The sequence below is a fragment of the Pyruvatibacter sp. HU-CL02332 genome (assembly GCF_040362765.1).
GTDB lineage: Bacteria > Pseudomonadota > Alphaproteobacteria > CGMCC-115125 > CGMCC-115125 > Pyruvatibacter.
On sequence record NZ_BAABWK010000001.1, the window covers coordinates 1,489,035 to 1,514,278 of the forward strand.

23 protein-coding genes are annotated in these 25,244 nt (G+C 57.6%); 11 read left to right on the plus strand and 12 right to left on the minus strand.

The genetic code is table 11. The features are described 5' to 3' along the window. Positions 1-15 precede the first annotated feature (15 nt). Positions 16-1,080 (minus strand): metal-dependent hydrolase, encoded by a 1,065-nt coding sequence (locus tag ABXH05_RS07035; RefSeq protein WP_353560391.1) that lies wholly within the window; start codon positions 1,078-1,080, stop codon positions 16-18. A gap of 385 nt (positions 1,081-1,465) precedes the next feature. Here ABXH05_RS07035 and ABXH05_RS07040 point away from each other — a divergent pair, with 385 nt between their 5' ends. From ABXH05_RS07040 to ABXH05_RS07065, 6 genes are all read left to right on the plus strand, one after another. Further along, positions 1,466-2,677 (plus strand): acyl-CoA dehydrogenase family protein, encoded by a 1,212-nt coding sequence (locus ABXH05_RS07040; RefSeq protein ID WP_353560986.1) that lies wholly within the window; start codon positions 1,466-1,468, stop codon positions 2,675-2,677. Between the two features lie 117 nt (positions 2,678-2,794). Beyond that, on the plus strand, positions 2,795-4,303 hold the full coding sequence (locus ABXH05_RS07045) for a sulfatase family protein (RefSeq protein ID WP_353560392.1): 1,509 nt from the start codon (positions 2,795-2,797) through the stop codon (positions 4,301-4,303). A 191-nt stretch (positions 4,304-4,494) separates the two neighbouring features. After that, the gene (locus ABXH05_RS07050; RefSeq protein ID WP_353560393.1) at positions 4,495-5,523 is read left to right on the plus strand and encodes an alpha/beta fold hydrolase; all 1,029 of its coding nucleotides are present in this window, start codon (positions 4,495-4,497) and stop codon (positions 5,521-5,523) included. Positions 5,524-5,546: 23 nt separating this feature from the next. Next, complete coding sequence (locus ABXH05_RS07055; protein ID WP_353560394.1) at positions 5,547-6,413, plus strand: SDR family oxidoreductase; 867 nt, start codon at positions 5,547-5,549, stop codon at positions 6,411-6,413. A 115-nt stretch (positions 6,414-6,528) separates the two neighbouring features. Further along, a complete protein-coding gene (locus ABXH05_RS07060; protein ID WP_353560395.1) occupies positions 6,529-6,936 on the plus strand; it encodes a hypothetical protein in 408 nt (135 codons plus the stop codon). A gap of 27 nt (positions 6,937-6,963) precedes the next feature. Then, positions 6,964-7,566, plus strand: a complete 603-nt coding sequence (locus ABXH05_RS07065; RefSeq protein ID WP_353560396.1) for a CPBP family intramembrane glutamic endopeptidase — start codon at positions 6,964-6,966, stop codon at positions 7,564-7,566. A gap of 8 nt (positions 7,567-7,574) precedes the next feature. On the opposite strand, the gene ABXH05_RS07070 is transcribed toward ABXH05_RS07065, so the two are convergent. The 5 genes from ABXH05_RS07070 to ABXH05_RS07090 form a co-directional block, all read right to left on the minus strand. Then, entirely contained in the window at positions 7,575-8,129 is a 555-nt protein-coding gene (locus tag ABXH05_RS07070; protein WP_353560397.1) for an NADPH-dependent FMN reductase, read from the minus strand. Between the two features lie 6 nt (positions 8,130-8,135). Further along, positions 8,136-8,942 carry an SDR family NAD(P)-dependent oxidoreductase gene (locus tag ABXH05_RS07075; RefSeq protein ID WP_353560398.1) on the minus strand — a complete coding sequence of 269 codons (807 nt, stop codon included), beginning with the start codon at positions 8,940-8,942 and terminating at the stop codon, positions 8,136-8,138. A gap of 2 nt (positions 8,943-8,944) precedes the next feature. After that, positions 8,945-10,165 carry a cytochrome P450 gene (locus ABXH05_RS07080; RefSeq protein ID WP_353560399.1) on the minus strand — a complete coding sequence of 407 codons (1,221 nt, stop codon included), beginning with the start codon at positions 10,163-10,165 and terminating at the stop codon, positions 8,945-8,947. Continuing rightward, on the minus strand, positions 10,162-10,641 hold the full coding sequence (locus ABXH05_RS07085) for a DUF3237 domain-containing protein (RefSeq protein ID WP_353560400.1): 480 nt from the start codon (positions 10,639-10,641) through the stop codon (positions 10,162-10,164). The genes ABXH05_RS07080 and ABXH05_RS07085 overlap by 4 nt, the downstream gene beginning before the upstream one ends. A gap of 86 nt (positions 10,642-10,727) precedes the next feature. After that, a complete protein-coding gene (locus tag ABXH05_RS07090; protein WP_353560401.1) occupies positions 10,728-13,427 on the minus strand; it encodes a winged helix-turn-helix domain-containing protein in 2,700 nt (899 codons plus the stop codon). 192 nt (positions 13,428-13,619) lie between these two features. Here ABXH05_RS07090 and ABXH05_RS07095 point away from each other — a divergent pair, with 192 nt between their 5' ends. After that, positions 13,620-14,705, plus strand: a complete 1,086-nt coding sequence (locus ABXH05_RS07095; protein ID WP_353560402.1) for an LLM class flavin-dependent oxidoreductase — start codon at positions 13,620-13,622, stop codon at positions 14,703-14,705. A gap of 115 nt (positions 14,706-14,820) precedes the next feature. Here ABXH05_RS07095 and ABXH05_RS07100 read toward each other — a convergent pair whose 3' ends face one another. Further along, complete coding sequence (locus tag ABXH05_RS07100; protein WP_353560403.1) at positions 14,821-15,714, minus strand: SDR family oxidoreductase; 894 nt, start codon at positions 15,712-15,714, stop codon at positions 14,821-14,823. Continuing rightward, positions 15,711-17,375, minus strand: a complete 1,665-nt coding sequence (locus tag ABXH05_RS07105; RefSeq protein WP_353560404.1) for an FAD-dependent monooxygenase — start codon at positions 17,373-17,375, stop codon at positions 15,711-15,713. The genes ABXH05_RS07100 and ABXH05_RS07105 overlap by 4 nt, the downstream gene beginning before the upstream one ends. Positions 17,376-17,463: 88 nt before the next feature. Here ABXH05_RS07105 and ABXH05_RS07110 point away from each other — a divergent pair, with 88 nt between their 5' ends. Then, complete coding sequence (locus ABXH05_RS07110; protein WP_353560405.1) at positions 17,464-18,063, plus strand: TetR/AcrR family transcriptional regulator; 600 nt, start codon at positions 17,464-17,466, stop codon at positions 18,061-18,063. A gap of 125 nt (positions 18,064-18,188) precedes the next feature. Here the strand turns inward: ABXH05_RS07110 and ABXH05_RS07115 are convergent, their stop codons facing one another. From ABXH05_RS07115 to ABXH05_RS07130, 4 genes are read right to left on the minus strand one after another with little or no spacing between them, the layout of a single operon-like run. Then, positions 18,189-19,427: a cytochrome P450 gene (locus ABXH05_RS07115; RefSeq protein WP_353560406.1), complete on the minus strand. Its 1,239-nt coding sequence runs from the start codon at positions 19,425-19,427 to the stop codon at positions 18,189-18,191. 18 nt (positions 19,428-19,445) lie between these two features. Then, a complete protein-coding gene (locus ABXH05_RS07120; RefSeq protein ID WP_353560407.1) occupies positions 19,446-20,312 on the minus strand; it encodes a fumarylacetoacetate hydrolase family protein in 867 nt (288 codons plus the stop codon). 37 nt (positions 20,313-20,349) lie between these two features. Further along, a complete protein-coding gene (locus ABXH05_RS07125; protein ID WP_353560408.1) occupies positions 20,350-21,255 on the minus strand; it encodes a VOC family protein in 906 nt (301 codons plus the stop codon). A gap of 11 nt (positions 21,256-21,266) precedes the next feature. Further along, positions 21,267-22,730: an aldehyde dehydrogenase gene (locus ABXH05_RS07130; protein ID WP_353560409.1), complete on the minus strand. Its 1,464-nt coding sequence runs from the start codon at positions 22,728-22,730 to the stop codon at positions 21,267-21,269. Between the two features lie 268 nt (positions 22,731-22,998). Here ABXH05_RS07130 and ABXH05_RS07135 point away from each other — a divergent pair, with 268 nt between their 5' ends. From ABXH05_RS07135 to ABXH05_RS07145, 3 genes are all read left to right on the plus strand, one after another. Beyond that, complete coding sequence (locus tag ABXH05_RS07135; protein ID WP_353560410.1) at positions 22,999-23,571, plus strand: TetR/AcrR family transcriptional regulator; 573 nt, start codon at positions 22,999-23,001, stop codon at positions 23,569-23,571. A gap of 72 nt (positions 23,572-23,643) precedes the next feature. Further along, positions 23,644-24,423 (plus strand): HpcH/HpaI aldolase family protein, encoded by a 780-nt coding sequence (locus ABXH05_RS07140; RefSeq protein ID WP_353560411.1) that lies wholly within the window; start codon positions 23,644-23,646, stop codon positions 24,421-24,423. After that, complete coding sequence (locus ABXH05_RS07145; protein ID WP_353560412.1) at positions 24,416-25,207, plus strand: 2-keto-4-pentenoate hydratase; 792 nt, start codon at positions 24,416-24,418, stop codon at positions 25,205-25,207. The genes ABXH05_RS07140 and ABXH05_RS07145 overlap by 8 nt, the downstream gene beginning before the upstream one ends. The last annotated feature ends 37 nt before the right edge of the window (positions 25,208-25,244 follow it).

Here is a 25,244-nt window from a genome sequence, read left to right on the forward strand (position 1 = left end):
AGCAAGCCTTAGAGGTCAGCAAACAGCAATGCGCTCGCCACAACCTGAAAGAGCATCAAACTCCGCTTCCCGGATCACGGCACGACCAAGAAAGCGGTCGGACAGCCAGTCCAGATCCTGACCGATGGTGCCCGTCCGATTGCTCAGGGGGTCCGGCGGGATGGCAATCACCGTATCGCCGCGTTGCTCCGCAATAGCAAACCTGAACACATAGCTCGGCGTCAAACCCATGCGCAGGTCTGAGACGACAATCCGTTGTCCCTCCAGCTCGGCGCGATAATAGCCACGGCTGAACCACTCAAGCTTCTGGAAGGCATCCACGTCTCCAAGTTCCGCCACCAGTTCCGGATGCCGCGGGTGGGTGTAGATTCTCGGGGCCGACGTGCCATCAAACAGGGACAGATAGATGTTGTGATAGCGGTCGTCTTCAAGCCCGATGACCTTCCACACAACCGTGTTGAGCGGGCCGGCAATTGCAAAGACACGATCCGCCTCAATACCGGCATCGGCAAAGATGACCTTCGCCCGGCTTTCCACATAAGCCTGCAGAACAACGCTGAGCGCCATGTAGCCGGTGGTGAATACAAGCGCCGTTGCAAGACCCCGCGCCAGAACCGGCGTCCAATGCCTGCGTGACAAGGCCCAGATGACCACACCGACCAGCGGCAGGGTGTAGAGCGGGTCGATGATAAAGACCGACCCCACGCCGACCGGGTCTTGAAAAAACGGCCAAAACAATCGGGTGCCATAGACTGTCATGGCATCAATCATCGCGTGGGTCGTCAGACAAAGCAGGACCGTGAGCCAGACCAGCGCGCGATGCTCTTTCAGTGCCTTGATGGTGCGCACCAATAGCTCACCGATGACGGGCGCCGCCACAACATGGACGAACAGTGAGTGCGTCCAGCCGCGATGCAGCACAAACGCATCCACCGGATTATCAAAGGGCAGAAACACATCAAGATCGGGCAGTGTGCCCAACGCGCCACCCAGAAGCGCCGCCTTGCGCGGGCCGAGTGTCTTGCCCAGACACAGCGTTGAAACCGCGGCGCCCAGCGCGAATTGTGTCAGCGAGTCCATATGATCGATCTATTCCCGGGAGTGGCAGTCTTGGAGGTGGAATGGCTGAACTCTTGGGCAAGCCCGCACCACACAGCATGTGATGCCGAGGGCCGCGAGAGTCAAGAAATCCGAAGTACGCGGAGAAATACACCCACCGGCGTTCCTGTCCAGTCGGATCAGCGCCCACACTGCTCCCTGGATACAACCCTTGCCCATAAGGGAGACGTCAGCGCAGTATGCGGCATCCCGAAATTGGCGCTCCGCGATCCATTGCGGAGACACGCTGAAGCATGTTGGAAACATCCGCAAAACATGTCTCGGCACTGTCATCAATATCGAAAAATGAAACTCTCTGGAGGAAACCCGCGTGCAATCTCAAAACCCTGACCTTTTCAACCTCGCCATGTCTGAAAAGGCCCGTCCGCTGATGGACGCCGTTCAGGCCCATATCGAGCAGAACGTCATCCCCATCTCCGAGGAATTCAATGCCCTTGATGCCGAGAAGGAAGACCGCTGGACCTGGCATCCCCGTCAGCTTGAGCTGCTTGACGGTGCAAAGGCCAAAGCCAAGGAATCCGGCCTGTGGAACTTCTTCCTGCCGGATTCAGAGTTTGGCGACGGGCTCTCCAATCTTGACTATGCCTATATCGCTGCCGAACTGGGCAAATACCCGCTTGCCTCCGAGACGCTGAATTGCAGCGCACCGGACACCGGCAACATGGAAGTGCTTGAGCGCGTGGGAACAGCAGCCCAACAAGAGAAGTGGCTGAAGCCGCTGCTCAATGGCGAAATCCGGTCTGCATATGCCATGACCGAGCCGGGACTTCCCTCATCGGACGCCAAGAACATCTCCACCAGCGCCGTTCTTGAAAACGGTGAGTGGGTGATCAACGGCGAGAAGTTCTACATCTCAGGCGCTGGCGATCCGCGCTGCAAGATCATGATCGTCATGGTGAAGACCAGCCCGGACGCAGCACCGCACAAGCAGCAGTCCCAGATCCTTGTACCCAAGGACACACCGGGCGTTGAAATCCTCGAAGGCATGGAAGTCTTCGGCGAGGACCACGCACCACGCGGCCACATGCACATCAAGTTCAACAATGTGCGCGTGCCCGAAGAAAACATTCTGCTGGGCGAGGGCCGTGGCTTCGAGATTTCTCAGCTGCGCCTGGGACCGGGCCGCATTCACCACTGCATGCGCACCATCGGCAAGGCCGAAAAGGCGCTTGAGCTCATGGTGAAGCGTGGCGGCTCACGCAATGCCTTTGGCAAGCAGCTGATCAAGCTGGGCGGCAATCTGGAAAAGGTGTCGCGTGCCCGCATCGAGATCAACGCCATGCGTCTTTCCGTGTTGCAGGCTGCCAAGGCCATGGACGTACTGGGCAACAAGGAAGCCCGCGTCTACATCAGCGCGGTGAAGGCCATGGTGCCGGAAAAGGCATGTCAGATCATCGACGACGCCATCCAGATCCATGGCGCCACCGGCGTGTCCCAGTGGACACCGCTGGCATCGCTTTATGCGGACATCCGCCACCTGCGGTTCGCCGACGGGCCGGACGAAGTGCACCACATGGTGGTCGGCCGTAACGAGGTACAGGCGCACGGTCTCTGGTAGGCCTGAAGAACCAACCTCAACGAATACCTGACAGAGGGGGAAGGCGCAGGCATCACGCAGGCACTTCCCCCTTTCGCATTTCAGCAATCAGACTTTTCATCCTTGGCGGACCAATACATGCCCGGAAAACTTCTCGTCCTCGCTTTCGCATTTCTGGCACTGACCAAAGCAGCGCTGGGTCAGGAGTTGGTGGTCGAACAACCACAGGCCCACCAGCCACCCAATGTGGTTTTCATCTTCACCGACGATCTGGGCTATGGCGATATCGGGGCGTTTGGCGCGACTGATATTGCCACCCCCAACATTGATCGGGTTGCAGAACGCGGCGTGCTTTTTCCCGAATTCTATTCCGCCTCCCCAGTCTGTACGCCGTCGCGTGCCGCCCTGCTGACCGGCCGCTATCCGATCCGCATGGGGATCCATCATGTCTTTATGGAGAGCAGCTATCGCGGCATGCCGCAAAGCGAGATCACGATCGCTGAGACGCTGAGGGAAGCCGGATACGCCACTGCCATTGTCGGCAAATGGCATCTGGGGCATCAGCCGCAATACCTACCGACCAACCAGGGCTTTGATGAGTTTTTCGGGATCCCCTACAGCAACGACATGTCGCCCCTGCCTTTGATGCAGAACGAGCAGTACATCGAACACGCAATCGATCAGACAGAACTGACAGGCCGCCTGACAACTTATGCGGCGGACTTCATCGATCGCCATGCGGGTGAACCATTCTTCCTCTACATGCCGCACCCGATGCCCCATGTGCCGCTGTACCGCTCAACCCAGTTTGAAGGCGTCAGCGACCGTGGTCTCTACGGCGATGTCATCGAAGAAGTCGACGCGAGTGTCGGCGAGATCATGGCCGCACTCGAACGCAACGATATTTCTCAGAACACGTTGCTGGTGTTCACCAGCGACAACGGCCCCTGGATTGTGATGCAGGACGAAGGCGGGTCTGCCGGTCCCCTGCGCAATGGCAAGGGAACAACCTTTGAAGGCGGCATGCGCGTGCCAACCGTTGCCATGTTGCCGAACCTGATTCCCGCAGGAAGCGAGTACACAGCACCGGCCTCCATGCTCGACTGGCTGCCGACCATCTCGGCGTTTGCAAAGGTCGCGCTGCCGCAGGACCGTGTGATTGATGGTGTGGACCTCTCGCAAAGTCTGACCGCTGGCAACACGCCACAGGAGTCTGACCGTCCCTTCGCCTACTACTCGCATGGCAGGCTCGAAGCCCTGCGCGTAGGCGACTGGAAACTCAAACGCCCCTATCTGGCAGAAGGCAATCCGATACCCGCCATCATGCGGCCGTTTCTGGACGGCGAAGTGGCCCTCGCACCGCACGAGACATTGCTCTTCAATCTGAAAGACGATCCGGCCGAACAATATGACCTGGCCGCCAGACATCCGGACAAGGTGGCGGAACTTGAGGCCATGATGGTGGCGTTTGAAACGCGTATCGGCGACACGCCGGAAAACATCACGCCCATTGATCTGACAATGAGCCCCGCTGTCGGGGTCGTCATTTCCGCAGCAGCCAAGCTGGGGCTGATCCTCGTCGCAGTTCTCACCCTCGCCACCGCCTTGCTGGCATTCTGGGCAGGAAGAAAGTGGAGCCGGCGCTGAGCCTTGGCTGCCCGGAGAATAAATTGACATTGTTAATGCCATTTTTTTAGGATTGGGCCCGGATAGCCGTCAGAGATGTGATTCAGGCAGACCCGCAACCTTGGTTCCGATCATGGAGTGCCGGTTGCTGCAACCCTTGGAGACACACGCCTCCCGGCACATGGAAACGACGCGTTTGAAAGGTTGGGCACGTGAAAAAACTGATCCTGATTTCTCTGACGGTGGTTGTCATCGCCGCTGCCATCATCGCAAGCATCATGACCAGAGACGGTCAGCTCATGGTCCCAGATGGGCAGGGCACTGTCTCAATTGATGGTCAGGCATTCGAAGCTTTTCCGCTCCCGGACTATGCAGCGCAGAAAGTATCCAGCGACTACAAGAGCTACTTCATAGAAGTCGAGCCAGGCATCAAGGTTCATATGCTGGAGGTCGGCTCGGGCTATCCCGTGTTCCTGATGCATGGCAACCCGACATCCGGCTTTCTCTACCGCAAGATCGTGGCTGAACTGCCGAAAGACCGCCTCCGGCTGATCATGCCGACACTTGTGGGGCTCGGGTTCTCCAGCAAAATACCGGCAAGTCAGCACACGCTGGACAATCACATTCGCTGGATCAATACAGCTCTTGCGCAGCTTGACCTGAACGGAGTCGTTTATGTGGGGCAGGATTGGGGCGGACCCGTCGGACTCGGTGCCCTCAGCCGTTCCCCCGGCCTGATCGAAGGTGCAGTGGTGCTCAATACCGGCTTCAACGCACCAAAAGAGGCAAGCAGCCTTTCCAGAGCCCATGACATCGCAAAGACACCACTGGTCGGTGAGCTGATGTTTGAGCGCTTGGTTTCGATCTTTGAGCGGCTGCACGACGCACAAGGCGACCCTGAGTCGATTCCTGAGGATGTTGCTGACCTGTACGGCCGACCAGTACTCGAGAGCGGAAATGCCAAAGCACCATTGGCCATGATGCGGATGGTCCCCAACAGCCCCGATGAACCAAGCTCAGAGCAAATGAGAGAGATCGAACGCTATGTGCAGGGCCTGAATATTCCCGTCGAGATCGTCTGGGGCATGAACGATCCGATCCTTGCCAAAGGACTTCCTGTGATGAAGGAGAATTTCCCTGACGCAGCCGTCACCGAAACTCAGGGAGGACATTTCCTGCAGGAAGAAGTGCCAACGGAAATAGCAGCCGCAGTGTTGCGCATTGTTGATGAAGTTGAGTAGCAGGAACCAGCGGGAGGAATGTCATGGGACAGGACACAAGAACAGCCGTCGTGACAGGCGTCTCGTCCGGGATCGGGCGGGCGATCTGTGCACAGCTGATCAAGGACGGCTGGCACGTTTTCGGCAGCGTGCGAAAGGACAGTGACGCGGACGCGGCCCGCGACGCTTTGGGCGATGCGTTCACGCCGCTCGTTTTCGATGTCACAGACGAACCGGCCATTGCGGCTGCCTGCGACCAGGTAAGCGAGGCCCTGGCCGGAAGGACACTCAACGGCCTTGTGAACAATGCCGGCATCGCCGTTGCAGGGCCCGCCCGCTATGTATCCATTCACGATCTGAAGACGCAGTTCGATGTCAATGTGTATGGCGTGGTGCGTACGAGCCAGGCGTTCCTGCCCCTGCTGGGAGCCGATCATGAGCGCGAAGGAAAACCCGGCAAGATCATCAACATAAGCTCCTTGTCCGGACGGTTCTCCGTACCGTTTATGTCGCCTTACTCTATGTCGAAATACGCAGTTGAGGCCCTGTCTGACGCGATGCGCGCGGAGCTTCTACTTCATGGCGTAGACGTGGTGATTGTCGAGCCCGGCCCGGTCAAGACACCGATCTTTGCCAAAACGGAAGAGCTCGATTTCAGTCCGTACAGGGAGACCGAGTATGCCGATGCGCTGGAGAAAGTGATCGGGTCAACGCAGAAACTGGGCAAGGACGGGCTTGAACCGGAGGAGGTCGGAAATCTCATTGTCGAGATCTTCAACAACGCATCACCGAAGACGCGCTACCCGATCCTGAAAAGCAAGTTCAGCCGATGGACACTGCCCCGACTGCTGCCGGACCGTTTGGTTGACCGCGCCCTAGCCCGACGCGTGGGCATTCGCAAGCGACGGTAACAGGAGGGCTTCAGGCCCGACCGACTTGGCTGGTGAGGAAGCCAGATGAGTGCACATGCGGGTTCAGCGCAGGTGGGAACCGCGCAGGACCGGAATCGAATGGGAGGAGATATCCATGGAATTCATATTTGAGTTCTTCGGCGAGTTCAGAGAACAAGCGCAGGACCTGCCCGATTGGGTCAACATGTGGATGAACTTCATGTTCTTCGTATATGCGACCGGGCTGCTGTTCATCTTCCACAAATGGGGCGCCCGGCTTGCCGTCGGGATGATGATTTTTCTCAACGTGCCCGCATCCGCGTATGTCACTGACCTTACCGGGAACATTGACTGGATCGCAGCTGTGCACCTCGTTTTGTGGCCGCCGGTGCTCTACTACCTGCTGACGCGCGATGTTTTTGGGCCAGATGCAAAGCCACGCAGCTTCTATGGTGCTTGGGCGATTGTGATGTCAGCTACGATCGCGATTTCACTTGCCTTCGATAGCTGGGACACGATCCGGCTCATCCTTGGCACCAAGTAGCACCACAGGACTGATCGGCAGACACTCTTGAGTAACGCAACCGGTTCCAGCAACCAGCGGCTTCAACGCGCCAGGGATTTTACCGGCGACCGGCTCACCATGTTCCGCGAGGTGTTTCTGCGGCACGGCTTGCCGGGCGCCATCCTGGCTCTGATCTGCCTGGGCATCCCCGGCTTGCAGATCGTCTTTGCCGAGGGTCTCGAGAAAGGCTTCGCACGCCCACAGCTATATCTGGTGTCGTTGGTTCTGCTGTTCCTTGCCTTGAACGCGCACGCCTGGCTGATTGACCGGCGCTGGGACCTGCCAAAGCTGGGATGGATCGTCTATCTCGGCGCACTGTCCTTCTGGGAAGAGTGGGTGTTCCGTCTGGCAGTTCCAACTCTGCTGGAAGGCTTTGGCGCTTCGGTGTGGGTGGCGGCCACCCTAAGCGCCCTGGCGTTTGGAGCGGCGCATTACTTTACCTTGCGATGGAAGTGGCAGTGGTGCGTGGCAGCATTTGTCGGCAGCCTTGCGTTAAGTCGGCAGATGGAGCTGCATGAGGATCTGCTGCTCATAACCGCAATCCATTGGGTCGCCACCTATCTCAATACACCGCGCCCGCCTGGACACCCGGGAAAAGGAGTGACCTAACCCACCTGCTACCCGCGCAATGCCCACGCAAGTGCCACGATTTGTTCAGCCAAGGTCTCAAGCTGTAATTCTGTTTTGGAGGTCCGCTCTCTGGACTTGTCTGTGCTGTTGAAGACGACGCCATATGGCGTTGGTGTTCCACGCAAGGCGTGTGTCACATCGCGCAGCATGCCCAGTGTCGTCACCGCTGCTTGCATCCCAGCCCCGGCGGCAATGAGACCAACCGCGCGCCCGTCGAGGTAAGGACGCGGGTCCCGGCTCAGATCTTCCGCATAGTCCAAGGCGTTCTTGATCAGGCCGGAAACAGACCCGTGATATCCTGGCGACCCGATCACCACGCCGTCGGCCTGCCGCAGAGCGTCGACCAAAGCAGTCGCGCGCTGGGACCGGTCAGGTGTTTCCGGCGCGTAGAACGGAAGCTCCAGCTCCGGGCCTGCAAACATGCGCGTAGTAGCCCCAAGCCGTCCGGCATAGTCCAGCGCGCGTTCCACGGCAAACTGTGTCGACGACCCGTGCCGCAACGTGCCGCCAAGTCCGACAATCAGGGGAGCGCAGTCAGCCATCACGCGTCAAACAGCGACATAGGCGCCATCCAATGGCAGGGCGGCACCATTCATGTAGGCGGCCGTGTCGCTGCACAGCCACGCACACAACTCACCGACTTCGCTGGGCTCCGCCATGCGCCTGGCCGGGATATTGTCGATGAGCGGCGCCAGGACTTCCGGCGTTGTATCAAGGACATTTTGAACCAGGGGCGTTTTAACCGCGCCAGGACACACCGCATTGATGCGAATGCCCTGCGCGGCATATTCCGCCGCTGCACTCTTGGTCATGCCGACAACGCCATGTTTGGCAGCAGCGTACTGCACGATCTGCGGGCTGCCGATGAGGCCCATGATGGATGCAATATTGACGATGACACCGCTGCCGGACGTTTCCATATGCGCAAGCTGATGCTTCATGCACAGAAAGACGCCGCGCAGATTGACGGAGATCACTTCGTCAAAATCTTCGGTCTTCGTCTGCGAAAAGGAACAAAGCGCACCTTCGATGCCCGCATTGTTGATGGCAAAATCCACCTGGCCAAAACGCCCGACTGCATCATCAAACGCCTGAGCGACACTTGCTTCGCTGCGAACGTCACCTTGAGTGCACTCCGCGTTGTGGCCGGCGTCCAGCAGCTCCGCCGCAACTCTTTGTGCGGACTCGCCGTTGAGATCAAAGCCTGTGACGTTCGCCCCATACCCGGCAAAAACGCGCGCCGTGGCTTCACCTATTCCAGAGCCGATGCCGGTGATGAAGACTGTTTTTCTACTGAGGTCCATGGTCCGTTCCTTCCAATGTCCGCGCCTTACCGACGTCTCGCTGGTGTGCATTGCTAGTGGAATTCAATCGGCATCTTGCCAAGCACGCGGAAGAAGGACTCCGACCAAGCGCAGTCATCGTACTGGATTTCTGCTTTCGGCAAACGGGACACAAAGGCATAAAACGCCCGGCTGGCCTCCATGCGCGCGAGCTGGTTGCCAAGGCAGGTGTGGGCGCCACCGCCAAACGAGGCGTGGTTGATGACCTTCCGGGTGATGTCCATGGTGTCGGGATCATCATGAACGCGCGGGTCGTGATTGGCCGCCCCGAGCATCATCCAGAGAACCGCATTTTCCGGCAGCATCTTGCCGCCAACTTCATAGGGTTCAGTCAGAACACGCCAGTTGAACAGCACCGGCGTGTCATACCGCAGACATTCCTCTACCGTATTCTTGGCCAGGTCCGGGTTCTTTTTCAGCAGCTCCGCTTGGTCCGGATTTTCAATGAGCGCCTTGGTGCCGTTGCCGATGAGACCGATGGTCGTTTCAAAGCCGGCAATCAGCAGCCCGATGGCCTGTATGGCCAGCTCCACGTCGCCCAACCGGTCGCCCTTTTCTTCGGATTGAATGAGGTTCGTCAGAAGGTCCTCACGCGGGTTGGCGCGGCGCAGTTTGATCTGCTCCTCGAAATAGTCCGCCATCTGCTCGCCCGCCTGCCGTGTGTGCTCGACCACATCTTCCGGCAGGAAGCGGGCAAAGAACGCGTTGGTGCGCGCCGCCGTCCACACGGTGAACTGATCAATGTCTTCTTCCGGCAGCCCCATGATCCGGCAGATCATGCGAGAGGGAATGCGCAGGGCAAAATCTTCAACCACTTCCATGCCGCCCTGCTTGAGGGCCTTGTGCATGGCCTCGTCTACCACCCGATCGATCTCACCTTCGATGTGCTTGAGAGCCTTTGGCGTGAAAGCCCCCAGAACCAGACGGCGCAGGCGCGCATGTTCCGGGCCATCCATGTTGAGCATGAAATCACGGAAGCTGCCGCGGCGGTCCTGGTCATCCATGTTGGGGGATGATCCGTCAGCCAGGGTCTGGCTGGTGGGGGCATTGCGGAACACGTCCACCACATCGGCGTGGCGCGAGATGCGCCAGGGGCCGACGGGAGTTTCATTGACGGGGTCGTTTTCCCGCAGCTGGTTCATGGCCGGATACGGATCATCCCGGAAGCTTGGTGCAAAGGGGTTTGCACCAGCCCAGCCATCATCCTCGACCTCAGGTGTTGGGGCGCCGGTCATTTTGCACCTCCAGCCACTTTGAAGACGTCATAGATGACTTTGCCGGAACCAAACTCGCGCATGCAGCCAAGAAACACATGCCGGCCAAGCCACGCATGCTTTTCAGAGTCGGTCTGAAAATAGGGGGTGGAATAGAAATACATGTCATCGCCGGGAATCGTCCCGCCGCTTTGTATTGTCTCGATCTGATCCGGGGTCATGTCGCCGATGCCGTTGTAGTGGCAATACGCATGCGACCCGTCATCCAGCAGCACGGAGAAACGAACATCCAGATACCAGACACCGTTCGGCATGATGGTGATCCAGTCACCCGCCGGTGAAACACTGGACCCCTTGATTTCTGGTCCGTGCATGTCGATGCTGGTCACATTCCAGACCATCTGGGTGCCGACATTGTGCACAGGCGTCGCAACTGCATCCCATGTGAATGCATATTCGAGTTTCGGTGCAGTCGCACCAGCCGGTGTCGATCCCATAGCTGCTCCCCTTAAGCATTGAGCGTTCTTGTTGGGGGCAGTGTGGTGGACTGTTGCCGTCACCAACCTACCAATTTGGGTGGGCTTTAGGGGGAGAGGTCAAAAAACTGCGCCGCTTTGGCCGCAGCCGTGCGGTTTTTGACGTTCAGCTTGGCAAAGAGATTTTTCAGGTGCCAGGCAACCGTGTTGGGCGTGATCCCGTTTTCAGCGGCAATTTGTTTGTTGGTCTTGCCGGCTGCAATCGCGAGCAGAAGGGTACGTTCCCGCCGCGTCAGGTCCTCAATCGGCTCCACCACCGCCTCCGCGGGAGCAAAATCGAGTGTGACTGAAAAGAGCGATCCGAGCTCGGCCAGATAGGCATCATCAATGGGAGGCAGGTTGCCCGCCCGCCCCTGTGCAATGCGCCGCAAAGTATCGCGCACCAGCGTTTCGCATCCCCATAGCTGATCGATGAAGACCCTCAGATACCGCCCCGGCGCAGCGCGGGATATGGCCTTGGCAAGTTGGCGGGTCGCGCGGTCATCCTTGCCGGCCTGATGCAGCGCACGAACATCCAGCAGCAGAAACTTGATCAGCGCGCCTGTGCGCCCTGAGGCCTCCGCCTCGACCAGATACGGCGTCAGCAGACTGCGGGCCTGCTCGATGTCACCTTCCAGGGTGAGCAGCAATGCCTTGGCGCGCACAAAGTGGCTGCGGGACCGCGGCCAGATGCGATGTGAGATAGGCGTGTCGTTTGCTGTAATGCGGTCCAGATCCTCAACAGCATCCGCCGCCTGAACGAGCCGACCCATGGAGGCGAGGCAATTCACCCGCTCTGCCAGCGCATGAACCAGCAACCGCCGATGACCTTCCTGATGGCCAACAGCTTCAGCCTGCGCCAGAACACCCAGCGCTGTCGCCGCACCATCGCGGGCACGGGCATATCGAGCCTTGGTAAGATAGTAGGCGATAACAGCATCAATTACTGACGAGCCGGTTTCAGACCCTTCCGCCTGCGCGAGGCTGTTTTCGGCTTTCTGGAGCTGATTCCGCTCATACTCAATCTCGGCGATGAATGCATGCGGCATCGGAAAATCCGATTTGAAGTGCATGGCCGCCAGAAGTGAGATCGACGTGAATGTTTCAAGGGCGGCATCCAGGTCGCCGGAGATGTTTTCACCCACACCCTTGAGGACTTCAGCGTAGATGGCGCCAAGATAGTTTTGCGATTGCGTCTGAAGTTCCGCGGCGAACTCCGCAAGGCGCGACGCACGATCAAGACTGCCGGAAAAAATCTGTGCGTATATCACCACATCCAGAAGGATGCCCTGATGAAACGGCGACAGGTGTTCAAGACCCGATAGATCAACATCGCTGAGATAGGCAATCGCTTCGGCATCGTCGGCCACATAAAGAATGGCGCATTCCAGCAAGAAGGCTTCCAACTCGAAAGGGTCCTTGGGGAGCACAAGAGGCGTGCTTGAGCGGATGTCCGGCACGTCAATCGTGGCCAGCACTTCATTGGCCTTTCCAACCTGCCGGCGCAAAAGCAATGTCCAGCCAAGCGCAATGCGCAGTTCGGCGCGCTGATCCAGCGTCGCAGGAGGCAATGCGTTTATCCACGACCCAAGTTGGCCAAGACGATAAAAGCTGAGGAAGGATCGCCAGATATCTTCAAGCGCATCTGCAGTCTCTTCCCACAACTCAGCCTGAATACCGTGGCGCACCGCATGCTCGTTAAGACCGTGTGCAAGAAACCACCTGTGCGCACGCTCGTGGCGGCTCTTTGCAGTAGCCGGGTCCGTTTCAAAATGCTGCTTCAGGAAATCACTGAATAGATGATGGTAACGGTACCAGCCTGCCTCTTCATCAACAGGCTGCAAGAACAGGTTAAGCCGCACGAGTTCTTCGAGCTTAGCTTTGCTGCCGGTGCTCTCGGTTACCTGGTCGCAGAGCTCCGGCACCAGAAGGTCCAGATCAGCAGTGTCGCGCAAAAAGTCCTTGGCACTTTGAGACAGCTCGCCAATCACATCATGAGCCAGAAACTCCATGACGTCCGTATTGCCGGATTTGAAATTCTCGATGAACTGATCAGCTGAGCCCGACTTGGTGGAAACGATAGCAGCCACCTGCAGACCGATCGCCCACCCATCAGTATACCGATGAATGGCATTGAGCTGCTCCTCACTCAGTGTGAGGCCATATCCCGCTCTAAGGAAATCTCGTGCTTCCTCAATGCTGAATCGCAGATCACCCGTGCGCACTTCAATGACCTGATCCCGCACTTTCAGGGAGGCAATATTGAGGTTGGGCACCGTGCGGCTGGCAACAACAAGACAAAAGTTCGGTGGCGCGCCATGCAGCAACTGTTCAAGTATCTGGTTGGTTTCGGATGTCTCCGCGCGGTGAAAGTCATCGAGAAAAAGCGTTATGTCTGTGCCGGTCTGACGAATGTCGTGCAACAGCCCACTCACCATCATGTCCGCAGACGCGCTGGCCGGTTGGGTGAGGCTTTCAGGCGTCAGACTGTCCGGCCCGGCCTGGGCGGCAGCAACACCAGCAGCAAGCGAACTGAGAAAGACCTGCGCTGTCTGGTCGTTTTCCTCAAGCGATACCCAGGCAACCGTTTCCCCTTGAGCCGCCAGATCACGGCATCGCCGGGCCAGCACATTGGTCTTGCCATAGCCCGCAGGTGCAAGCGTGAGGGTCAAGAGATGCCGCTGACGGCCTTCAATCGCTTTGGTGAGATCAGGGCGCGGCACATCGTAGCCACGCGGGAGTGGCGGTTGAAAACGCGCAGAATTCAAGAACAAAGACACCCAAGGCCCCCCAGCGACCCCGATCACGGCCCCCCATTCAGGTGGGGTTTTCCAAGCCTAGCGGCACAGTTTGTATCTACCCCACCAGTTTTGGTGGCTTAGGGCCAGAGCAGATCAGCCACCTTATGCCCAGAACAGCCGATATCCGGCTGCAAAAACAGACAAGGCAGGGAGATTCCGATGCGTGTTGGGCTTCAGATGGTTTTTCAGAACTACGAAAAGCGCGTCCCGGACGCGCAGGTATTCCGTGAAGAGGCGGCCAACGCCATTTTGGCAGACGAGTTGGGCTTCGACGAGATCTGGCCCGTTGAGCACCACTTTGCGGATTACGCATTCTGCCCGGACAACATGCAGTTCCTGAGCTTCATCGCGCCGCAGACAAAAAACATCAAGCTGGGCACCGGCGCCGTCATCCTTCCATGGAATGACCCATACCGGGTCGTTGAAAAAATGATCATGCTCGACATCATGTCCGATGGCCGGGCCATGTTTGGCATGGGGCGCGGGCTGTCCAAAGACGAATACGAACCCATGGGCATTTCCATGGACGAAGCGCGCGGCCGCTTCGACGAGGCCGCCGAGATCATTCTGGAAGGTCTTGAGACCGGTAAACTGTCTGCTGATGGAGAATTCTGGAAGCGCGGCGAGACGATGGTGCGCCCGGGACCCATCGGGTCTTTCAAAGGCCGCTCCATGTCCGTTGCCATGTCACCGGACTCAGCCCTGCAGGCCGCCAAGCTGGGCGTGGGCGTGATGATGTTCACCCAAAAACCTGCCGAAGCCCTGCTACCGGACCTTGATCGCTACCGCGATGCCTTCAAGGAGCACCATGGCAAAGCATCACCAGCACCGCGCTTTGCAGACTTTGTGTATTGCTCAAGCGATGCTGCAGAAGCGGAGGAAAAAGGCTTCTCCAACATTGCGGCCTACTACTCGCAGGTGATGCAGCACTACGACCTGATGGGCGAGCACTTCTCCAAAATGAAAGGCTATGAGTCCTACGGCGAAGCAGCCGAAATGCTCAAAGACATTGGCCTTGAAGATCAGGTCCGCGGCTATGTAGATCAGCAGGCCTATGGCACGCCGGATCAGATCCTCGCCAAGCTCGAAAACCGCCGCAAAATCTTGGGGCCGTTCTCTCTCAATGCGTGTTTCCGCTATTCCAACCTGACCAATGAAGATGCTCAGGCCAGCATGAAACTGTTCGCGAAGGAAGTTCTTCCCGTCGTGCGCGAGTGGGACAAGGAACACGATCAGGCTGCGTAAGAGGCACCTTGATTTTCAGTGACAACACGGAACACTCAGGCAAAAGCCCCCGGACCTTTCGGCTCGGGGGCTTTTTCTATGTACCTTCAAATGGAAACGACGGTGACGAACGAGTTCAGCCAATCGATTGTGCAAAGAGGCTTTGCACGTGGTCTTCCAAAGAAGTCATTTCAAAGTTCCCGTCGTAAGGGACCGGGTCAGGCGACAGATATCCGTGGCTGTCGAAGTGTACAAGCAGGGGGATAACTGAAGACATGCGGTCCTTCCGTAAACGGAAGAACGGAAGGAGCGCACGGAAGATGTGAAATGTCGGGAATCTAGGTGGTGCCTTGATCTTGAAACCGGCAGTCTCGGCCAGCAGCTGTTCGATCTCCGGAATCAACCAGGTTCCCGGCGCCACCAGATCGATAGCCCTTCCCAGCGCTTGACCCTTGGCGATCAATTCGCGGACGGCGAAGCGCGGGATATCACGCTGGCTCGTGAAGGTGAACCGCCGGCGCCTATGCAAGGGGAAGAGAAATTTACCCTTCTTGAGCAACTCCAGCCGTGGATCAAACAAATCTTCCATGTAGGTTCCGCAACGCAGGATCGAGAATGGGATACCGCTATCACGAATGAGTCTCTCGATTTCATGTTTCGCGTCGAGGATCCCAACGCCCTGGGTACGGTCGACTCCAAGACACGAGGTATAGACGAGGTGAGGCAGCCCGGCAGCGCTCATGCCAGCAAGCGCGCGCCGCGCCGCCTCAATTTCAGTAGACGGATCGTTGTTCATCCCCATCGGTGTCACAAGAAATCCAGCATCGGCGCCCGCGACCACACCGGCGACATCGTCTGGATTCATCATACTGCCCTGGACGACTTGCGCATCAGGATAGCGAAGATTGATAGCGGCTGGGTTGCGTGCCAGCATCTTGAGGGCGACCCCTTCAGTCGCAAACCCCTCGACGAAGTGATGGGCAACTGGGCCCGAGCACCCGATTGCTGCCAGTGTAATGCCTGTGCTCATTGCGCACGCTGGCACTGCAGGAGTGCAGCGAGAACATCAGTCAGCGAGGAGTCGGCCTTTGCAAGTGAACTGGCGCGCCATGCGATATGGGCATCCGGACGGATCAGCACCGCACCATCCGCCGCAATGTCATAGGCCTGGATGAAGGCACCATCATCCTGCAGGCCGGCACTGCCGATGCGATAACAGGCAATGGGAATATTCAGAACCTTGCGGGCATCGGCAGCCTGCCGTTCCCAATCCAGCCCATCGGGGCCAGCAAAAAGCGTGAATGCGGGACCACACATGTCGATTGTCGATAGACGTGACACCTCATTGCCCAACCACACATGCGGCGCCCGACATCCAGGTGTCGCGGCTGGAATATAGTCCGAATAGGGATCTTCAGCTCTAGCAGGCGTCGTTCCATCTGACAGCACAGCCGGCGACTGGTACCAACTTCCAAACTCGACCCCCAGATGGTTGCCGTAGCGACGCGATTCCTCAAGAATCTGCTCTGTGGTCAGGCCACTATCTGTGTCACTTGCAGCGGCTTCACCTATCCGCTGGACGTTCGCCGCATTGATGAAAGACTGCATCACGATCTCAAGCGACACCGGACGGCGTTCATCATGGTAAGTTTTGACGAGGTTCCAGTCGGCCTTCCCTTGTGCGTAAAGTGCAAGTTTCCACATCGCATTGTGCATACCTTGCAGGCCCGTATTCACGCCTAGCCCACCCGTGGGCGGAAACTGGTGCGCAGCATCACCACAAACGACTGTCCGTCCTTTTGTAAAATGGTCTACAGCAGTTGCGTTGAGTTCCCACAGGCCTAAGGATTTGACCTCTACGTCCAGATCAGGCACGCCGGCCGCATCGCGGACCCATTGCGCAGCGCGCTCCTTGGTAAAATAGCCCAGAGAAAACTGGTGCGGTTCGACATTGATCTGTGACAGCCAGAGGCCTTTGGCATTGAGTGGCTGCAGAACGCCAGACGCGTTCTCGTTGTTGACGAACAGCAGCACGCCCTTGCGATCACCAAGGTGGCTCTCGATATCCGCCCGGAAGTAGCAATTGACTAACTGCTTGACTGCACGTTGCCCCTCGAGATTGAGACCAAGCGCACTGCGCATCGGACTGGCGGCACCGTCGGCAGCGACCATTGCGCAACCAGTTAGGATGTCGGTTTCGCCGGTGAGCTTATCGCGAACTTCCAGCCGGACCTCCTTGTCGGTATCCTCGCCTCCGCTCAACAGTTTGACCGCCTCCGTGGAGAAGCAAAGCTCTACAAGCTCACTGGCGCGCAGTGCCTGGACAAGTATTTCCTCTATCCGGTCCTGCGATGTCATAGTTGGCTCGGCCGGGCTTATGTCAGGGCCAGGACCTTCAAAGCCTTTGGAGTCTATCTTCCCAAACTCCTTGCCGCAGGCGTCTTCAAGAAAGCGGATGGGTGTCTTCCATCCCGGCGGGCAATCGATGCCCCGCAACCGCTGATAGGTCGAAAGACCCCAGCCGCGCGCAATTTCCATGGTCCGCGTATTGAAATTTCGAGTCTTGGGGTGCCGCGACGTGCTTTCATGCTTCTCGACAAGAATGCTAGGCACCCCAAAGCGGCTGAGTTCCAGCGCCGCACCAAGCCCAACAGGACCGCCTCCGACGATAATGACCTTTCCAGTAGCCATCTTTACCTCCCGGCTGGACCACCCGTGGCGCTTGCACCAATCGTCCATCGTGTTATTAACGAGACATATGTCTCATTAGGAAATGACGATGTCAAGTGAGAAGACTCAACAGCCCGTGGACGCTGCCACTCCCAAGCGGCCCGGCGGGCGCACAGCTGAAAACTCCAGACGCATTCACGATGCGACGATCGAGCTTCTGGTAGAAGGAGGCTTTGAGGCGGTTACTTTTCAGGAGATTGCCCGGCGCGCAGGCGTGGGGCGCGCAACCCTTTATCGGCGCTGGGATTCACCATCGATGCTTATCCGGGATGCGGTCCTGGACATCGTGGAGACGGAGATTTTTCCGGTTGATACCGGCACCTTTCACGGCGATCTAGTGCAACTGCTCCGCCAGATTGGCCGCTTCATATCGGGCACGGTCGGCGTGGCAGCCATGATAACGACCCTGTCCAATCCGGGGGCCCCCAGAGACATGACGGTCAATCCAGGCATCTGGATGTCACGGCTTGAAGCGATTGCTCCGATTTTTCAGCGGGCAATCAAGCGTGGCGAACTGGACCCGGATCAGGATGTCGAAGCTCTGTTCGCGAGCCTGGCGGGGGCACTCTATTTCCGCATCATCGTCATGACAGAACCTGTAGACGATGCGTGGATAGAGCGCGTTTTGAAAGAAGCGTTTCGAAAATAGCCACGCCAACTTCCCAGGCGCAGTTGAAATCTCACGTGGCGGCCGTCAATCAAATACGCCCGGCGACCACCAAGCTCCTGCCCCGCAGAATGGCAGCCTGCAAAACAGCGTGGAATCTACCCCGCTTACTGCCCTTCCGGCGTGAAAACCACCGGCAGGCTCAAGATCGCATTGAACCAGATTGAACGCATCCATACTGGATCACCGCTTACCCTTATGTCGGGGACTCTTGAGACAATCTGCTTGATTAGTGACCGGAGCTGCATTCGCGCCAGTCTTGCACCGATGCAGATATGAGGCCCTGTGCCAAATGCTATGTGGCGCCGCGCATTTGCACGGGTGATGTCAAACCGGTGCGGATCCTCGAAGACAGATGGATCGCGGTTTGCCGCTGCATAGGACATATAGATTTTGTCGCCCTTGCGAATGCGCTGCCCGGAGACTTCCACATCAACCGTTGCTGTCCTGCAGAAGTTCGTCGTTGTTGACGTGTAGCGCAGCACTTCGTCGATCGCGTTATCCAGGTGCTTGTCGACATCACCGAGAAGAAGCTCGTACTGATCCGGATGCTGGTTCATCAGATTTATGAAGTGTGCAGCAGTGCTGCGTGTTGTTTCGTGGCCCGCCATCGCAAACACGAGCACAAACTGGTTGATGGCCATCTGACTCAGATTCAGCGTCTTGTCGTTGACCATCTCACTAATAAGGGAACCATCGGGGTTTGCCCTCTTTTCTGCAGAGAGCTCCTCACTAATGGCGAATAGACCAATTGTTGGATCAAGCGACAATTCGCTCCGCGTTTCAACATCGGCCAGTTCGTTTCCGTACTCAGCGACCTTTTCGCGATAGTGCTCGGGAATTCCCATCAGTTCGCAGAATGTAAACACCGGCAGCTTTGACGCCACATCAAAGACGAATTCGCATTCGCCACGCGAGGCAACCGAGTCGATAATTTCTTCTGCCAGTTTATCCACCCGGGGCGCCAGGTTGTTGAGAGCCTTTGGCATGAAAGGCGGCATCAAGACGCGGCGTACCGCAGTATGATCTGCTGGCCGCATTCCCATAAAGTTGGACCGTTGACGCTCTAGTTCCTGGGGTCCTGGATCCCAGACAACGATACCATTTTCGTAGGAACTGAAAGTTTCCTGATCCATGGAAACCGTACTGACATCTTCATACCGCGTCAGAACCCAAAAGCCCTTCTCAAGGGTCGATCCCGGCATACCTGAAATGTAGTTCGGGTTTGCCGCATTCCAATGCACCGGATCTTGCTCACGCCACAAGTCAAAGATCCTGTGAGGAGGGCCCTGCTCATCGAGGAAAATGTCCGGGTCGATGATATTGCTATCAAGTGTGGCTTCCATGGTCGTTTTCTTCCTGAGTTACGCCTGTTTTCCAAGCTTGTCGATTTGGTCCCAGTAATCGCCGGCCAGCGCGACGCGACGCACAGCATCCGAATCCGTCGGTTCATGTCCGACGCTGTTAGCCGGCGCAGGAACCTCTTGAACCGTGTTGGACAGACGCCCAATGCCAGTGATTTCAACTTCGACCACATCCCCAATTGACATCGGCCGACTGAAAGCCGGTGTACCTGTGAGAACGACATCCCCCGGCAGCAGCGTGATATGGCGACAAAGATCCGCAAGGATGTAGTCAATGCCGAAGTTCATCTCGGAGACCGGCCCCTCTTGAACCACTTTGCCGTTTATGTAGGTGCGAAGGGTCTCCTTTCGGATATCAACGCCCCGCACAATTCCAGGACCGATCGGACAGAACCCGTCCTGGCCTTTCACCCGAAGCATCGAGCCGGCATCTGTATCCCTGAAGTCCTGAGCGCCCACATCGTTGGCTGGCGCGAAACCCGCGAGATGATCCCACACCTCATCAGGCGCCAGATTCTTCATTGGCTTCCCGACAATGGCTGCAATCTCACCCTCATAGTTCAGGTACTGACAGTCTGCTCCACGGTTCACATGGCCCCGATGCACATTCAGTGTACTGAGGGGTTTTTGAAAGTAGGTGGGGGTGACGAGATCTGGCGCCCGGAATTCTACTCGGCGCGACTCGTAGTTCAGGTGGATACAAATGATCTTGGTAGGATCACAGGGCGGCAGATAGACAGCGTCTTTCTCAGCAAGTGAGCGGCCATCAGCAAGCAACAAGCGGTCATCACTCGGGCGCACCCAATGGGGCGTTCCCTCGTAGAAAATACGTCGCAATTCTTCTCTTGGCCCATCAAGTACGGACATTTCGATCTTACCCTTTATTTTTGACTGGTAGCCCGCCTTAGGCCGGAACCATGAAGTCCTTCATGTTTTCGAGGACCGGTGCGTGGCCATATGCATCTCGCTGGAAATACTCGGACTGCCCGGTCGGTGCGCGACCGCCCCAGCCGATCTCGTTCATGAACCCCGACGGGTTCTTGAAGTAGAAGGAGAAGTTATGGTCATTAGCGTGGCTGCCCGGCTCAATGATCACGGGCAGCTGCGCCAGCCGGACGATATCGTGGGTGAGGCCCACATCCTCCAACCGCTCAACTTCAAACATGAGATGGTTGACCCGCTTCTCAGCAGGTCCACCAAACGCAAGAGTGTGCTGGCGTGAGTTGCAGTGCAGGAACATCAGCTCGACAGGTTCGGGCTGGCCGGGCAGCGCAATCTTGTATTCAACTCCCCCGCGCAAACCGAGGATCGTGTAGAACGCGTGCAGATCTTCAAAGCTGGCACGCCGGTTGAGCATCATGTGGCCAAAGCCGCCGCCTGCCGTCTTGAAGCCGCCATGCATGCCCCGGCCCGGATGAAAGGGCTGGTCATACTGGACGAGCGGGCCGTGGAAAATCTCAAGAGGAAAGCCGTTGGGATCCTCTAGGAACATGACCTCCAGAACATGCCGCTCAGTCGCCTCTGCATCCGTGCCCACGCGGACATCACACCCGGCACCCTCAAGCCGTGCTGCCATCTCGCGAAATTCAAGAACGCCGGCAACCCGAAGGCCGATCGCCATCACGTCATCTGACGGATCTTCAACAAGCTTGATGCGATGGTGCCAGTAATCCATCCGCAGGTAGCGCGTACTTGCATTTTCGCCCGGCCGCACATCGAGGGCCAAAACTTGCGATGCGAACGACTCCCATGCCGCAAGATCGCTTACCCCAATTGTGATGTAGCCCAGTTCAGTAATTTCTGTGGCCATTGGTATCCTCCCTAAGACGTGAATGCGTCTTTGCGCACGGCGATATTTTTGATGTCGGTATAGAAGTCGAAACTCCAGTTGCCGCCTTCCCGGCCAAGACCCGAGGTTCGGCTGCCGCCAAAAGGTGCCGACAGGTCACGGACAAAGAAGCAGTTCACCCAGATCGTTCCAGCAACCACCGCCGAAGCGATCCGCATGGCCCTGGCTTCATTGCCACAGAACAACGTGCCCGCGAGGCCGTATTCAGTGTTGTTGGCGATGGCGATCACCTCGTCATCTGACTGGAAGGTCTGCCATGTAAGAACCGGGCCGAAGACCTCTCGCTGCGAAATCTCGGCGTCCGCTGCTGCGCCGCCAAACATGGTCGGTTGGAAGTAGAGATCACCCTCCGAAGACTGACTTCCGCCCCACAAAACCTCGGCCCCATCTGCCTTGGCACGCTCGACGAAACCGGAAACGCGGGAAAAGTGCTCGGGGTGGATAAGCGGGCCGACACGGGTGCCAGGATCACGCGGATCGCCAACGACCATATGGCCGGCGGCAGCACGTACTTTTTCAAGGAATTCTTCCTCGATCGATTTCTCGACGAGAACCCGGGTGCCCGCGAGACACACCTGCCCTGCATTCATGTACTGCCCGGCAACGGTCTGCGCTGCAGCATCCAGATCTGCATCTGCACACACAATGAGGGGGGACTTACCACCCAGTTCGGCACTCAGAGGTGTAATGGACCGTGCAGCCGCCCCGCCAATGATCCGCGCCGTGTCGGTCGAACCAGTAAAGCTTATGCGCGCCACGTCCGGGTGATTGACCAAGGCATCTCCGGCCTCCTCACCAATACCCTGCACAACGTTCAGGACGCCGGGAGGCAACCCCGCTTCATCCGCGATATCGGCCATCAATGAGCACGTCATGGGTGCCCACTCCGGTGGCTTCACAACAATAGTGTTGCCGGCTGCGAGCGCCGGCCCAACCTTCCAAGTCGTCAGCATCAAAGGAGCGTTCCAAGGCGTGATCAACGCCGCGACACCAGCTGGGTCATATTGGACATGTCCCACGACTTCATCGGAATTGATTGTGTGACCCTGCATCTTGAGGGCCCATTCGGCGAAGAAGGAGATATTGAGCGCTGAACGCGGCACCAGCCGATGCTTGTTGCCCATCAGCAGCGACCCGTTATCCGCAGTTTCAACTGCAGCCAGGTCATCTGCACGAGCCAGCATCCGCTCCGCGAATTTTTTCAGAATGGGCAACCGCCCTTCCGGTCCAAGTGCTGCCCACGCGGGAAATGCCTTACGAGCCGCCGCCACGGCCGCATCGACATCTTCCTTACTGCCGGCAGAAACATCGGCAAGGAAGGCCCCGTCCACCGGAGAATTGTTCGTGAAATGCTGTTTTGACGCGACCCTGCGTCCCGCAATCCAATGATCAACGGAAACATCAACGCCTGCGATTGTCGCGGTTCTTGCCGCCATTGCCACCTCCCGGGAGCCCGGTCACAGATACAGAATGATCTGGATCAAAGCTTAATTATGACTATTATCGTTTATGATTACAGTCAGAATATGACAAGCTCAATTTTTGTCAAGCAGCCGTTTTCACCCTCGTGTATGAGGTGTACGGAGACATGTGTGATATTGGCCGCGTAAGAGAGGACCGCAGATGCCACGGCAATTTTCCCCTGCTAACAAGGCCGAGACACCGGACGAACCATCGCGAATGGGGCGGCGGGAAAGATCTAAGGTGGAGAAGCGTGCGCGCATCATTGGGGCGGCACGTGCCTTGTTTGCCCAGCAGGGTTTTGCCGAAACCACCACGCAGCAGGTTGCCGCAGCAGCTGATATCGGCACCGGGACATTGTTCCTTTATGTCAAGTCCAAGGAAGATCTGCTGGCGCTGGTCTTCAAGGACGAGATGCAGGCAACAGCCATTGATTCCTTCAAGAAACTGCCGCCAGACACAGCTCTTGTTGACCAGATCCTCACCGTGTTTGACCGGATGATCGAGTACCACGAAAAGGATCTCGACCTGGCAAGAGTGTTGATCAAGGAGATCGCAATACCTGCATCAGCAGAACGCGCGGCAGACCTGAACGATCTTGTCGAGACCATCATGATGGGCTTTGCCGACCTCGTCCGCACCGCCCAGAGCAACGGCAGTTTGCCCCGGGCGCTTGAGCCCATGCTCACCGCCCGCACGATCTTCGCTATCTACTATTTCGACCTTGTCGGTTGGCTCGGAAACGTCCATTCACGCGACGACTTCCTGAAGGGCCTGCGCTCCCAGCTTGAGTTGCTGCTTGACCGTCCCGCTTAAGTTCTGGTCTAAGTCAATTATGACTACAATCGGTTTTGGCTGATTGGGAAATAGCAGGCGGAGGCAAGACACATGTCCGGGAACCTCAAGGACAGGATGAAAAAGGGCGACGTGCTGCTGGGGGCCTGGTGCATGATCCCCGGTGCACTGACAGCAGAGATACTGGCCAGCAGTGGCTTTGATTGGGTGCTTGTGGATATGCAGCATGGCTGCATGGACTATGAGACTGCCCTGGAGATGATACGCGCGATCGATCTGGGCGGCGCAACGCCAATCGTCCGGGTTCCCTGGAATGAACCTGGAATTATCGGGCGCATGCTTGATGCCGGAGCCATGGGTATTGTGGCGCCGATGATCCAGACGCCTGATGACGCCGCCAGACTTGTAGAGGCATGCCTTTATCCGCCTGTTGGCCGGCGCAGCCTGGGCCCAATCCGTGTTGGCGTGCGTGACGGCGCAGGATATTTCGCCGGTGCAAACGACCGGGTGATGGTTATTCCAATGATTGAGACAGTAGAAGCACTCGAATCTGTTGAAGAGATCGCTGCCGTACCGGGCATTGATGCACTGCTTGTTGGCCCCTTCGACCTATCCATCGCACTGGGCCTGCCGCCCGGCGACAATGATGGGAAGCCGGCATTTGATGCAGCAGTCGCCCGGATAAACCGGGCCGCAAAAGACGCTGGACGCGCAACAGCCGTACTCTCAACGGGAGCTCTGGCCCCAGTGAGGGCAGGCCAAGGCTTCCAGCTCATCTCGACACTGACGGATGCGCCCGCATTCACCCGCACAGCACATATGGAACTTGAGAAAGCCCGCGCCGGACTCACAGAGGAAAAGACAGATGCTTGATCAGGAAACCCGCAGCGGGATAGCCCGAGATATTCTTGCCGTTTTCGAAACCCGCAAGCCACTTGGACTGCTGACAAAAACGCATCCCGGCATCACCGTCGAAGACTCTTACCGCATTCAGGAGATGTGCATCGCACAGAGGCTCTCCGAAGGCAGGTCCATACGCGGATACAAGGTGGGCCTGACATCGAAGGCCATGCAGGAATTGACGGGATCAACCGAGCCGGATTTCAGCGCGATGACCGATGACCTGTATCTGCCTGAAGACACGCCGCTGCAGATGTCAGACTTCATCCTGCCGATGATCGAGATCGAAATTGCGTTCGTCATGAAAGACGCCCTGAAGGGTCCGGGCATCCTGCCAGTGGATGTGATCCGCGCGACTGACTTCGTGCTGCCTGCCATCGAGATCGTGGATTTCCGCGTCGGCCCGGGTCCGGGAATGACAGTCGCGGACACGATAGCGGACTTTGCAGCGTGCGGCGCTGCCGTGCTGGGCGCCAACCCTCGCCGGCTCGACCAGATTGACATCCGGCGCATACACGGCGAGCTGATTCAGAACGGCGAGGTAAAGGAGGCGGGGGTCTCATCAGCCGTTCTCGGCAACCCCGTGACGTCAGTTGCCTGGTTGGCAAACAAGCTTGGCGAATTCGGAGTCGCCTTCGAGCCGGGACAAGTCATCCTGACCGGGTCATTCGTCCGAACTGTTCCTGTGCAGCCTGGAGATGAGATCATTGCCCGCTTCGACAATGGCTTGGGCGACGTCATCGCGTCGTTTGTCTAGGATGCCCGTCGGTCAGTCTCCCACAAAGCAGGCTCGG

What these genes read in the sequence shown, in the direction of transcription:
- ABXH05_RS07060 (WP_353560395.1), top strand. Translation starts at nt 6,529, where the DNA reads ATGGAATTCATATTTGAGTTCTTCGGCGAGTTCAGAGAACAAGCGCAG.
- ABXH05_RS07115 (WP_353560406.1), bottom strand. Translation starts at nt 19,427, where the DNA reads ATGGAAGCCACACTTGATAGCAATATCATCGACCCGGACATTTTCCTC.
- ABXH05_RS07145 (WP_353560412.1), top strand. Translation starts at nt 24,416, where the DNA reads ATGCTTGATCAGGAAACCCGCAGCGGGATAGCCCGAGATATTCTTGCC.
- ABXH05_RS07120 (WP_353560407.1), bottom strand. Translation starts at nt 20,312, where the DNA reads ATGTCCGTACTTGATGGGCCAAGAGAAGAATTGCGACGTATTTTCTAC.
- ABXH05_RS07045 (WP_353560392.1), top strand. Translation starts at nt 2,795, where the DNA reads ATGCCCGGAAAACTTCTCGTCCTCGCTTTCGCATTTCTGGCACTGACC.
- ABXH05_RS07095 (WP_353560402.1), top strand. Translation starts at nt 13,620, where the DNA reads ATGCGTGTTGGGCTTCAGATGGTTTTTCAGAACTACGAAAAGCGCGTC.
- ABXH05_RS07040 (WP_353560986.1), top strand. Translation starts at nt 1,466, where the DNA reads ATGTCTGAAAAGGCCCGTCCGCTGATGGACGCCGTTCAGGCCCATATC.
- ABXH05_RS07130 (WP_353560409.1), bottom strand. Translation starts at nt 22,730, where the DNA reads ATGGCGGCAAGAACCGCGACAATCGCAGGCGTTGATGTTTCCGTTGAT.
- ABXH05_RS07125 (WP_353560408.1), bottom strand. Translation starts at nt 21,255, where the DNA reads ATGGCCACAGAAATTACTGAACTGGGCTACATCACAATTGGGGTAAGC.
- ABXH05_RS07055 (WP_353560394.1), top strand. Translation starts at nt 5,547, where the DNA reads ATGGGACAGGACACAAGAACAGCCGTCGTGACAGGCGTCTCGTCCGGG.
- ABXH05_RS07070 (WP_353560397.1), bottom strand. Translation starts at nt 8,129, where the DNA reads ATGGCTGACTGCGCTCCCCTGATTGTCGGACTTGGCGGCACGTTGCGG.
- ABXH05_RS07110 (WP_353560405.1), top strand. Translation starts at nt 17,464, where the DNA reads ATGTCAAGTGAGAAGACTCAACAGCCCGTGGACGCTGCCACTCCCAAG.
- ABXH05_RS07100 (WP_353560403.1), bottom strand. Translation starts at nt 15,714, where the DNA reads ATGAGCACAGGCATTACACTGGCAGCAATCGGGTGCTCGGGCCCAGTT.
- ABXH05_RS07085 (WP_353560400.1), bottom strand. Translation starts at nt 10,641, where the DNA reads ATGGGATCGACACCGGCTGGTGCGACTGCACCGAAACTCGAATATGCA.
- ABXH05_RS07080 (WP_353560399.1), bottom strand. Translation starts at nt 10,165, where the DNA reads ATGACCGGCGCCCCAACACCTGAGGTCGAGGATGATGGCTGGGCTGGT.
- ABXH05_RS07075 (WP_353560398.1), bottom strand. Translation starts at nt 8,942, where the DNA reads ATGCACACCAGCGAGACGTCGGTAAGGCGCGGACATTGGAAGGAACGG.
- ABXH05_RS07105 (WP_353560404.1), bottom strand. Translation starts at nt 17,375, where the DNA reads ATGGCTACTGGAAAGGTCATTATCGTCGGAGGCGGTCCTGTTGGGCTT.
- ABXH05_RS07035 (WP_353560391.1), bottom strand. Translation starts at nt 1,080, where the DNA reads ATGGACTCGCTGACACAATTCGCGCTGGGCGCCGCGGTTTCAACGCTG.
- ABXH05_RS07140 (WP_353560411.1), top strand. Translation starts at nt 23,644, where the DNA reads ATGTCCGGGAACCTCAAGGACAGGATGAAAAAGGGCGACGTGCTGCTG.